The organism is Variovorax sp. 20P10.2.4 (genome assembly GCF_058244205.1).
Genome location: NZ_JBZAYE010000316.1, coordinates 1 through 8,264, shown reverse-complemented (window position 1 = coordinate 8,264; position 8,264 = coordinate 1). Strand labels below are relative to the sequence as shown.

Below are 8,264 nucleotides of genomic sequence, written 5' to 3'. Positions count from 1 at the left end.
TGGACAGCGTGCGGCCCGACCTGCTGCTGGTCGACATCGGCATGAAGGACATGAACGGCATCGAGCTGGCCGCGCTGCTGCTCGAGCGCGAGCCCGCGCCGCACGTCGTGATGCTCAGCATGTACGACAACCCCGAGTACGTGCAGCGCGCGCTGCAGGCCGGCGCGCACGGCTACGTGCTGAAGGACGCGCCGGCGTCGGAGATCGTCGCGGCCATCGAGGCCGTGTCCGCGGGCGGTACCTTCCTGAGCCCGGCCGTGTCGAAGAAGCTGTTCCGCAACCAGACCCCGCGCCCGCTGCTCACGCCGCGCGAGAGCGAGATCCTCGCGGCGCTGGGCCGCGGCGAATCGAGCAAGCAGATCGCGCGCGACCTCGGCCTGAGCGTGCGCACGGTCGAGGCGCACCGCCAGAGCATCAAGCGGCGGCTCGGGATCGAGGGGCAGGCCGAGCTGATCAAGTATGCGGTGGAGCATGCGAGGGAGTTCGAGCGGCGCTGAATGCGCCGCAAAAGTTCCCGTCTGCACGCAGTTGGCGCGAACTTCGGAGTTTCCGAACGAAACGGACGTAAACGAATGAGCGCCGGCCTCGCGCCGAGCGCACAACCTGCCTCCGCATGAGGTAGAACCGCAGCCTCGCCGCGCGGCGACGGATCGCTCCGAACCCGTGCATCGTTCACGCTGCCTCGCTTTCGCGTGCGTGCCGGCCGAAGGCCGGCGTAGCGCCCGTTAAATTCGAGCCGGTGCGTCCCCGCCGCTTCGCTGCGCGGGGGCGTCACCGAACTGTCATCCATCCACAAGGAATCACTCGTTTTGAACAAGACCGACCTCATTGCCGCCATTGCCAACGACACCAGCCTGAGCAAGGCCGACGCCGCCCGCGCCCTCGACGCGGCGCTCGACAACCTCTCGCGCGCGCTCGCCGGCGGCGACACGGTGCAACTGATCGGCTTCGGCACCTTCGCGGTGACCAGCCGTCCCGAGCGCACGGGCCGCAACCCGTCGACCGGCCAGCCCCTGACGATCAAGGCCAGCAAGGCCCCCAAGTTCACCGCCGGCAAGGCGCTGAAGGACGTGGTGAACGGCGTGGCGCAGCAGGCCTGATCCCGTGCTTCGCGGCGCGCGGTTCACGCGCGCTGCACCCCAGCCCTCCGCGGGCCCGCGCATCCGATGCGCGTGGAACGCGGAGGGTTTGCTTTTGGCGCGCGGGCATTCGCGCTAGAGTGCGCGCACGTTCACAAGACCCGTCCATCGACATGCACGACGCACGCGCGCACGACCCCGGCCACCGCATCCCGACGCAACTGCATCGGTTCCTTGCCGCCGGGGCCTGCGCGGTGGCGATCCTGGCCGCGGGCTGCGCGAGCCGGCCCCCGTCGACCTCTTCGCCATCGATTCCCACGGTGCGCAGCTCGCCGCTGAGCGACGAGCAGTCGAACAGCATCGCGATCCATGCATTGGGGCTGGTCGGCACGCCGTACCGCTACGGCGGCAACACGCCCGATGGCGGCTTCGATTGCAGCGGCCTGATCGGCTACGTCTACCGCGAGAGCGTGGGGCAGTCGACGCCGCGCACGGTGGCACGCATGGCCTCGTTCGGGCAGGGCGTGCCGGCCTCCGAGATGCGCACCGGCGACCTCGTGATCTTCGGCGCGGGCACGCCGACGCATGCGGGCATCTACGTGGGTGCGAACCGCTTCGTGCATGCGCCCTCGACCGGCGGCGAGGTCAGGCTCGACCGGCTCGACGGCATCTACTGGTCGCGGCAGCCGGTGCAGGTGCGGCGGCCCGGCTGAGCCGCGCGCTCACTCCTCGGCCTCGCGTCTCGCGCGCTGCTTGCGCCGGCGCCAGTCGGCCTGTTCGTCGTCCTCGGCCCAGCGCGCGAGCAGCGCGGCACGGGCCGTGCCGTGGGTCGCGCGCAGGGCCGCGGCATCGTCGCGGGTCAGGGGCAGCCAGTCGTTCGCCTGCATGAGGTAGAGCCACTGCGCGCCGCAATGGCTGCACGACGCGAGCCGCAGTTCGTGCCTGCCGGCGTGCCCGAGCAGCGCCTGCGTGCCCAGCGCGGGCGTGCCGCAGCAGGTCCACAGCAGCGTCATGTCGGGACGGGCCCGCACCTGGCCGGCCCAGGCCGCGGCGCGGTGCCACAGGGCGTTGTTCGTGTTCATGCGCGTGCTCGCAGTGCTGGCATCGGAAATGCATCGAGTATGGAAAGCCGTGCATAAAAACGGCGTCGAATGCGCGGCGGGGTGCATCAAGAAGCCGTAAACGCCGCCGATCGCGCGGCCCTCGGGTTTTCCATTACGCAAAGCCACGCGCTCCGCCCGCGCGGTGCGACGGATGGCAGCGCGCGCGCATCCGGCAAGACTCCCGGGGTTCGACAAATCCGAGGAGACAAAGCATGCAGAGCATCCGCCGCCACCTGGTGTGGCTCGTCATCGCGGTGTTCGGCGCCTTCGCGCTGGGCACCGTGGCCCTGAGCCGTGGGGAAACGATCAACGCGATCTGGGTGGTCGCCGCCGCGATCTGCACCTACCTGATCGCCTACCGCTACTACAGCCTGTTCATCGCCGACAAGGTGCTGGGCCTGGACGGCAACCGCAAGACGCCGGCGCACCGCCACAACGACGGCCTGGACTACGTGCCGACCGACAAGAACGTGCTGTTCGGCCACCACTTCGCGGCCATCGCGGGCGCGGGTCCGCTGGTGGGCCCGGTGCTGGCGGCGCAGATGGGCTACCTGCCCGGATTGCTGTGGGTGCTCGCGGGCGTGGTGTTCGCGGGCGCGGTGCAGGACTTCATCGTGCTGTTCATCTCCACGCGCCGCGACGGCCGCTCGCTCGGCGACCTGGTCAAGCAGGAGATGGGCGTGGTGCCCGGCATGATCGCGCTGTTCGGCACCTTCATGATCATGATCATCATCCTTGCGGTGCTGGCGCTGATCGTGGTGAAGGCGCTGGCCGAATCGCCGTGGGGCACCTTCACGGTGGCCGCGACGATTCCGGTCGCGGTCTTCATGGGCCTCTACCTGCGCTACATCCGCCCGGGCCGCATCGGCGAGGTGTCGATCATCGGCTTCGTGCTGCTGATGCTCGCGATCTTCGGTGGCCAGTGGGTGAGCCAGGACCCGGTCTGGGGCCCGGCCTTCACCTTCGACGGCAAGGCGCTGACCTGGATGCTCGTGGGCTACGGCTTCGTCGCCGCGAGCCTGCCGGTGTGGCTGCTGCTCGCGCCGCGCGACTACCTCTCGACCTTCCTGAAGATCGGCACCATCATCGCGCTGGCGATCGGCATCGTGGTGGTGGCGCCCACGCTGCAGATGCCGGCGGTGACGCAGTTCGCGCAGGGCAATGGCCCGGTGTGGTCGGGCAACCTGTTCCCGTTCCTGTTCATCACCATCGCCTGCGGCGCGGTGTCGGGCTTCCATGCGCTGATCTCCTCGGGCACCACGCCCAAGATGCTCGACAACGAGCGCCATGCGCGCTTCATCGGCTATGGCGGCATGCTGGCCGAGTCCTTCGTCGCCGTGATGGCGCTGGTGGCGGCCTCGTGCATCGAGCCCGGCATCTACTTCGCGATGAACAGCCCCGGTGCCCTGATCGGCACCACGGTGCAGCAGGCGGCGCAGACCATTTCGGGCTGGGGCTTCGTGGTCACGCCCGAGATGCTGCTGCAGACCGCCAAGGACGTGGGCGAGACCACCATCCTGGGCCGCGCCGGCGGCGCGCCCACGCTCGCGGTCGGCATGGCGCACATCCTGCACCAGGTGATCGGCGGCCAGGCCATGATGGCCTTCTGGTACCACTTCGCGATTTTGTTCGAGGCGCTCTTCATCCTGACGGCGGTCGATGCCGGCACGCGCGCGGGCCGCTTCATGCTGCAGGACCTGCTGGGCAGCTTCGTGCCCGCGCTCAAGCGCACCGACTCGCTGCCGGCCAACCTGGTCGCGACCGCGCTGTGCGTGGCGGCCTGGGGCTACTTCCTCTACCAGGGTGTGGTCGATCCGCTGGGCGGCATCAACACGCTGTGGCCGCTGTTCGGCATCTCGAACCAGATGCTGGCCGCGGTGGCGCTGCTGCTCGGCGTGGTGGTGCTGTTCCGCATGAAGCGCGAGCGCTATGCCTGGGTGGCGGCGGCGCCGGCCGTGTGGCTTTTGGCCTGCACGCTGACCGCGGGCTGGCAGAAGATCTTCTCGAGCGATCCGAAGATCGGCTTCCTGTCGCATGCGGCGAAGTACAGCGAAGGCTTGGCCAACGGCGTGCTGGTGGCCCCGGCCAAGACCACGGCGGCGATGGAGCGCATCGTCTTCAACGACCGGCTCGATGCCGCGCTGTGCGCGCTGTTCATGTTCGTGGTGCTCAGCGTGCTGGTCTACAGCATCAAGGCCTGCATCGCGGCGCGCGCGGCCAACCGGCCGACCGCGCACGAGACGCCGTTCGAGCCGATGGGCGGCGCGGTGGCGGCGCGCGGCGCGCACTGAGTGCGCGAACCGCAAGGGAACGCACGATGCCCATCGATGAAGCGCTCGCCACCACGGAAGGCCGCGGCCTCGCGGACACCGGGCGCTACATCGCGCGCTCGATCCGGCAGTCGCTGCGGCTGATGGTCGGGCTGCCCGACTACGACGTCTACCTGAGCCACATGGCGGCCACGCATCCCGACCGGCCGCCGATGAGCTACGAGGCCTTCTTCCGCGAGCGGCTCGAGGCGCGCTACGGCGCGGGCAAGGGGCGCTGCTGTTGAGCTGGGCGAGAATGGTCCGCTGACGATCACCACGCTTCCGAAGGAAGCGTTTTTTCATTCATGCAAGAAGAGTTGGAGACGGCGATCGGCCTGCTGAACGCAAGCCGGCGCGTCGTCGTTTTTTCCGGCGCGGGGCTGTCCCGCGCCTCGGGCATCCCGACCTACCGGGACGCCGATGGGCTGTGGATGCAGCAGAACGCGATCCAGTTCTCGCATGCGGAGGACCTGGCGCGCGATCCGGCGGGCTTCACGAAGTTCTGGGCGCAGCGTCTGGCCGTGATCGAGGAGGCGGCGCCGAATCCGGGGCATCGGGCGCTGGCTGCGCTGCAGCGGTTGCGGCCGGCTACGCGATTGATCACGCAGAACGTCGATGGGTTGCTGACGCAGGCGGGGTGTGTCGACGTGCTCGAGTTGCATGGGAATCTGCGGCGGTGGCGGTGCGATCGGTGCGGGAATCGGCATGGGCCGTGGCCCTTTCATCGCTGCTTGCGGTGTGGGGGGCATGCGCGGCCGGATGTGGTGATGTTTGGGGAGATGTTGAATCCGGGGGTGTTGATGGATGCGCAGGAGGCTTCGGTGGACTGCGATCTGTTCGTGCTGGTTGGGAGTACGGCTGTGGTTTATCCGGCGGCGGATTTGCCGGTGGCTGCGATGGCGCATGGGGCTGCGTTGATCACGTTGAACATGGAGCCTATTGCGCATCTGGACGACAGGGCGCGTGTCGTGCTGAGAGGGGCTTCGGAAGTTTTGTTGCCGTTGATGGTGGATGGGTTGAAGGGGGGGTGAGATTGCAGGCCGGGATTTCGCCCCGGCGGGCGAGTCACTTTCTTTTGTCTCGCCAAAAGAAAGTAACCAAAGAAAAGGCGACCCCACTGTCTGCGACCCTCCGCTTCGCTACGGGCAACCTGCGGTGCTCGCGTTTCGCGGGGTCTCGCAGAACTCGCTTCGCTCAAACAGCTGCGAGCCCTTATCCGCGAAACGCTGCGCTCCTCGGCGCAGCCAGAGGGGGTGGCTCGGGCCATCGCTTCGCTCGGCCTTGTGTTTGTCTTGTCCCCTCTCCCTCTGGGAGAGGGTTAGGGTGAGGGCACCGGGCCTCGCAAATGGACAGGGCCTGCCTATCGCCGCCCTCGCGCGGCACTACGAAGCAGCAGGAAAGCGGTGGTACATGAAGTACTTGCTGTCCTGCTCCCAGCCCTGCCCTTCATAGAGCTGCTGCGCCGACACGTTTTCGCGCGCGACGTTCAGCGAGATCCGCGCGGTACCCAGTGACCACGCATACGACTCGAGGGCCGCGAGCAGGCGCGAGGCGACGCCCTGGCGGCGCCCGGCCGCGGCGACGAACAGGTCGTTGAGGATGAACACGCGCGTGAGCGAGACCGACGAGAAGATCGGGTAGAGCTGCGCGAAGCCCACGGGCACGGTGCCGTCGTGGCAGAGGAAGAGCACCGATTCGCCATGATCGAGGCGCTCGCACAGGAAGGCGCGTGCGGCGGGCAGGTCGCTGGGCTGGCCCTGGAACTGGCGGTACTGGTCGAACAGCGCGGCCAGTGCATCGAGGTCGGCCATCACGGCCTGGCGGACGGAGATCGTGGTCATGGGGCTGTCGGATGAGATGAAGCGCGCAGGGTAGCAAAGCACCCCGCGCGCTGCGGACTCAGCGAGGCTCGCCGCGCCAGACGGGGCGCAGTGCATCGTCGATCGCCCAGTGCGCCCGGCGGGGCTCGATGCGCACGCCGCCGATCCAGCGTTCGTGGCTCGCATGGTCGATCCAGTACCTCTCGCCCGCGAGCACGCGCCGGCCCAGTGTCGTGAGTTCGAGCGGGCGCTGGGGCCAGTCGCGCTGTGCATCGGATTCCACGATCAGCGGCTCGGCCGCATCGATCAAGGGACGCACGAGCGCATGGAACATCAGGTCGCCGAGAAAGGGCAGCGGTTCGCGATGCTCGTTGAGTTCGGCGTAGACCTGGCCGAACGCGAGCCGGTCGTGCTCGTCGATGGTCTGGAGTACCAGGCGCTCGGTCAGCGAGAGGCCGTCGCGCAGCGAGGGCAGCTCCTGCAATTGCCGCCGCAACGCGGGCGCGAGGAAGGGCAGGGCGGGCGTCTCGCCGTGCGCGATGTCGGCCCAGGCCTCGGGCGAGGGCGCGCGGTAGGCACGCCATGCGTTGCGCGCGAGTTCGAGCGCAGGCGCATCGATGGGCCTGCGGCGCGGCCACAGCCAGGCCAGCACGGCGGGTGCGAGCTGGCCGATGCCGATGAAGCGGTCGACGCCGGGCACGCGATCGATCTCGATCAGCTCGAGCTTCGCGGGCAGGCGCTCGAGCCGCGCGAGCACGGCGATCAGGAACAGCTGGTCGTAGGCATCGGCCTCGCACCAGAGCACGGCGCGGTTTGCATCGGGCAGGCGCGCGAGCGCTTCGTATTCGCCGCGCATGCGGCCGCGTGCGTCGTCGGGCGGCAGGCCGAAGGTCCGGGCGACGAAGGCGCTGCGCGTCTCGATGAAGGCGGCCTCGGGCTGCTCGGGCACCGGGCCCATGCACAGCGGGTCGGCGAACATGTGGAAGGCGCCGCGGAAACCGGCGATCTGCAGGGTGTGGGCGATGTCGTTGCCGCAGCGCCAGTGCCGAGTGCCGGCCTCGTCGTCGGCCACGAAGCCCGGATGCGCCGCGGCGAAGTCGACCGCGTCGACATGGGCCTTGAGCCTGGGCCAGCTCGCGAAGCCGAGCTCGCGCGCGATCAGCCATTGGGCGTCGGCCAGCCGTGGCGCCGAAGCGCTCCGACGCGAAGGAAGGGACGGTGGCGCAGCGGCGCTGCCATCGGCGAGCCGTGCAAGCAGTTCCTTGGCGCGCTTGCGCTGCTGCTCGAGGTTGATGTGGCCGCTGCGGGCCGAGGCGCGATGGGTGTCGCGAGGGGTGTTGGACATACGAACTCCAGTGTCGGCCGTGTCCGCTGTCTGGCCGGGAGTCGCATGGGCATGCGATGGGGGATGAAACCTGGGCGCAGCCCTTTCCGCGGACGGGAGGCGTGGAAGACGCCGGCCCGCATTCTAGGACGCGCCCCGGCCTCGCTACCAGGCGTAGCCGACCTGCACCCGCGTGGCCACGTGGTTGGCGCTGCCGCTGGTTCCGGTCGACACGCCCAGCCCCAGGTTCAGGCGCTCGCTGACCTGGTAGCCGAAGGCCATGCCCAGCGCGGAGGCGCCCGCGTAGTTGCCGACCGCGGCGCCCACCCAGCGCTGTCCGGGCGCGAGCATGGGGATGCCGGGCATGGCCAGTGCCGACGCGATGCCCTGCGCGGCGAAGCTGCGGACTTCGTTGGTCGCGGTGGCGACGGCCTGCTGCATCTGGCCGAGGTTGACGGCATCGCCGGGCAGCACGCCCGGCGCGACGTTGGTGATGGTGCGCGCGAGCCCGGTGGCCTGGTTGCCCACCGACACGCTGTTGTCGCGCGTGGCGACCGACCCCTGGCCCAGTGCCACGGCATTGCGGCCGGTGGCGAGCGTGTTGGCGCCGAGCGCGACCGAATCGTTGC

Annotated in this window: 10 protein-coding genes; 6 read left to right on the top strand and 4 right to left on the bottom strand. The window is 69.2% G+C overall.

Annotated features, from left to right (window positions below; genetic code table 11):
* From AC27VN_RS25030 to AC27VN_RS25020, 3 genes are all read left to right on the top strand, one after another.
* Positions 1 to 497, top strand: a 497-nt coding sequence (locus AC27VN_RS25030) for a response regulator (RefSeq protein ID WP_490878260.1), incomplete at its 5' end; no start/stop codon positions are given.
* Between the two features lie 312 nt (positions 498 to 809).
* A complete protein-coding gene (locus AC27VN_RS25025; RefSeq protein ID WP_093340680.1) occupies positions 810 to 1,100 on the top strand; it encodes an HU family DNA-binding protein in 291 nt (96 codons plus the stop codon).
* Positions 1,101 to 1,252: 152 nt separating this feature from the next.
* Positions 1,253 to 1,792, top strand: a complete 540-nt coding sequence (locus tag AC27VN_RS25020) for a C40 family peptidase (RefSeq protein ID WP_490878259.1) — start codon at positions 1,253 to 1,255, stop codon at positions 1,790 to 1,792.
* 9 nt (positions 1,793 to 1,801) lie between these two features.
* Here AC27VN_RS25020 and AC27VN_RS25015 read toward each other — a convergent pair whose 3' ends face one another.
* Positions 1,802 to 2,161: a hypothetical protein gene (locus AC27VN_RS25015; protein WP_296787086.1), complete on the bottom strand. Its 360-nt coding sequence runs from the start codon at positions 2,159 to 2,161 to the stop codon at positions 1,802 to 1,804.
* A gap of 233 nt (positions 2,162 to 2,394) precedes the next feature.
* Between AC27VN_RS25015 and AC27VN_RS25010 the strand changes: the two genes are divergently transcribed.
* From AC27VN_RS25010 to AC27VN_RS25000, 3 genes are read left to right on the top strand one after another with little or no spacing between them, the layout of a single operon-like run.
* Positions 2,395 to 4,473, top strand: a complete 2,079-nt coding sequence (locus tag AC27VN_RS25010; RefSeq protein WP_296787083.1) for a carbon starvation CstA family protein — start codon at positions 2,395 to 2,397, stop codon at positions 4,471 to 4,473.
* Positions 4,474 to 4,499: 26 nt separating this feature from the next.
* A complete protein-coding gene (locus AC27VN_RS25005) occupies positions 4,500 to 4,736 on the top strand; it encodes a YbdD/YjiX family protein (protein WP_093340672.1) in 237 nt (78 codons plus the stop codon).
* A gap of 60 nt (positions 4,737 to 4,796) precedes the next feature.
* Complete coding sequence (locus tag AC27VN_RS25000; protein ID WP_490878258.1) at positions 4,797 to 5,522, top strand: SIR2 family NAD-dependent protein deacylase; 726 nt, start codon at positions 4,797 to 4,799, stop codon at positions 5,520 to 5,522.
* A 351-nt stretch (positions 5,523 to 5,873) separates the two neighbouring features.
* On the opposite strand, the gene AC27VN_RS24995 is transcribed toward AC27VN_RS25000, so the two are convergent.
* The 3 genes from AC27VN_RS24995 to AC27VN_RS24985 form a co-directional block, all read right to left on the bottom strand.
* Positions 5,874 to 6,332 (bottom strand): GNAT family N-acetyltransferase, encoded by a 459-nt coding sequence (locus AC27VN_RS24995; protein WP_490878257.1) that lies wholly within the window; start codon positions 6,330 to 6,332, stop codon positions 5,874 to 5,876.
* A gap of 58 nt (positions 6,333 to 6,390) precedes the next feature.
* Complete coding sequence (locus tag AC27VN_RS24990) at positions 6,391 to 7,656, bottom strand: DUF1835 domain-containing protein (protein ID WP_490878256.1); 1,266 nt, start codon at positions 7,654 to 7,656, stop codon at positions 6,391 to 6,393.
* Positions 7,657 to 7,800: 144 nt separating this feature from the next.
* Positions 7,801 to 8,264: YadA-like family protein (locus tag AC27VN_RS24985; RefSeq protein ID WP_490878255.1), on the bottom strand; the 464-nt coding region annotated here is incomplete at its 5' end.

Bases quoted from the DNA above. Each gene is read 5' to 3' on its own strand.
- AC27VN_RS25020 (WP_490878259.1), top strand. From the start codon at position 1,253: ATGCACGACGCACGCGCGCACGACCCCGGCCACCGCATCCCGACGCAA.
- AC27VN_RS25015 (WP_296787086.1), bottom strand. From the start codon at position 2,161: ATGAACACGAACAACGCCCTGTGGCACCGCGCCGCGGCCTGGGCCGGC.
- AC27VN_RS25010 (WP_296787083.1), top strand. From the start codon at position 2,395: ATGCAGAGCATCCGCCGCCACCTGGTGTGGCTCGTCATCGCGGTGTTC.
- AC27VN_RS25005 (WP_093340672.1), top strand. From the start codon at position 4,500: ATGCCCATCGATGAAGCGCTCGCCACCACGGAAGGCCGCGGCCTCGCG.
- AC27VN_RS25000 (WP_490878258.1), top strand. From the start codon at position 4,797: ATGCAAGAAGAGTTGGAGACGGCGATCGGCCTGCTGAACGCAAGCCGG.
- AC27VN_RS24995 (WP_490878257.1), bottom strand. From the start codon at position 6,332: ATGACCACGATCTCCGTCCGCCAGGCCGTGATGGCCGACCTCGATGCA.
- AC27VN_RS24990 (WP_490878256.1), bottom strand. From the start codon at position 7,656: ATGTCCAACACCCCTCGCGACACCCATCGCGCCTCGGCCCGCAGCGGC.